The following is a 1,419-nucleotide window of genomic DNA, read 5'->3' as shown; positions in this document are numbered from 1 at the left end:
GTTCACCCATCTGAGTACTCAACGTACTACTGTCCCGAATAGCAATAACTACCGTATTGACCGTATGGGTACTTCTACCGTGAAGTCTCGTACTTCTGGTGTGGCGTTGGAAGACCAACGTGTTGCTAACGATAAACTGAACATCATCGTAGAAGTTGTTCTGTATATCCGTAACCCGATTGACTATCAAGATGACTGGACTGCTCCAGACCGCCTGACAGAAATGGGTCAGAACAACGGCTCTGAGTTCGCCAGCGTCTTCGATGAGGCTCACATCATTCAATTGCAAAAGGCGCGTAAATGGACTGCTCCTGCTCACCTGAAGCCTGCGTTCAATGACGGTATTGAAGTTGCTGCGAAGCTGGCTGCAACTGCCACTACCCAAGCTGCATTGGAAGCTAACGCAATTGCTCTGGAACAAGCTCACAAGAAAGCTGTGGAAACCTTGATTACCCGTAAAGTACCGTTGAGCGGTATGGTAACTCTGGTAACTCCCGCTGTGTTCTCTGAGCTCACTCATCACCCGAAACTGCTGAACGCAGACTTCGCCAGCAACAACGGTGATTTCGCTGACCGCCGTGTAGCTCGCATGAACGGTATCAACATCGTAGAGTGCGTAGCATTCCCGACTGTGGTTGGTACTTCTCTGGCTGGTGGTCATCACCAGTTGAGTACTGCTGCGAACTCTTATGGTTTCGATGCAACAGCAGAAGACCTGAAAGGTGAAATGATTGTGTTTGACAAAACCAAAACTTTGGTGACTGTCGAAGCTAAACCGTTCACCAGCACTTTCTGGGATGACAAGTCGAACTTCAGCAACGTTCTGGACTGTTATGCTATGTACACCGTTGGTGTGCGCCGTCCTGATACCGCTGCTGTGGTAACTGTTACCCGCGCATAAGGAGGGTATATGGCACTCGTGTACACTATTCAGAGTGCCGCTTTGGATGCAGGGGCTAGCGCCTCTGCTCCTTTAGCCGAAGCTAAGGTTATTCAACCTGCTAAGGCAGCGAGCACAGAGAGTACCTCCAAGGCTAAGACTGAAGTTCTAGCAACTGAGGACACTAAAGACACCGAGGACAAATAATGCCTAAGATAGCTGAGTTCTCATGGGAAGAGTTGGAGTACAGCACAGGCGGCTCAGGTGGTACAGGCGGTACTGGAACCCCAGGGCTCGCAGCTACTATTAAGGTAGGTACTGTTGTATCTGGTAACACAGCAAGCGTTACTAATGTAGGTACATCAAATGCAGCTGTATTTAATTTTGTTCTACCCAAGGGTGCTGATGCGGACACATCAGTAATCCAGAGTTTGCAGTCAACTGTACAAAACGTTCAAAATACACTTAAGAGTGTAGATAAGTACTCTGAATACGAAGAACTTTATGTAGCGTTCAATGTTTCAGAACTACCCGGGAAC

Annotated in this window: 2 protein-coding genes; both read left to right on the top strand. The window is 48.3% G+C overall.

Annotation, left to right across the window (positions count from 1 at the left end; all coding sequences use genetic code 11):
* Positions 1-901 (top strand): hypothetical protein (locus ABWK52_RS29685; RefSeq protein WP_353772411.1); only part of this gene is annotated, 901 nt, incomplete at its 5' end.
* Between the two features lie 185 nt (positions 902-1,086).
* Positions 1,087-1,419 (top strand): hypothetical protein (locus ABWK52_RS29680; RefSeq protein WP_353772410.1); only part of this gene is annotated, 333 nt, incomplete at its 3' end.

The organism is Bacillus sp. AP50 (genome assembly GCF_040492675.1).
Lineage (GTDB): Bacteria > Bacillota > Bacilli > Bacillales > Bacillaceae_G > Bacillus_A > Bacillus_A cereus.
The sequence above is the reverse complement of the archived record's forward strand: the minus strand, read 5'-3'. Positions and strand labels throughout refer to the sequence as shown.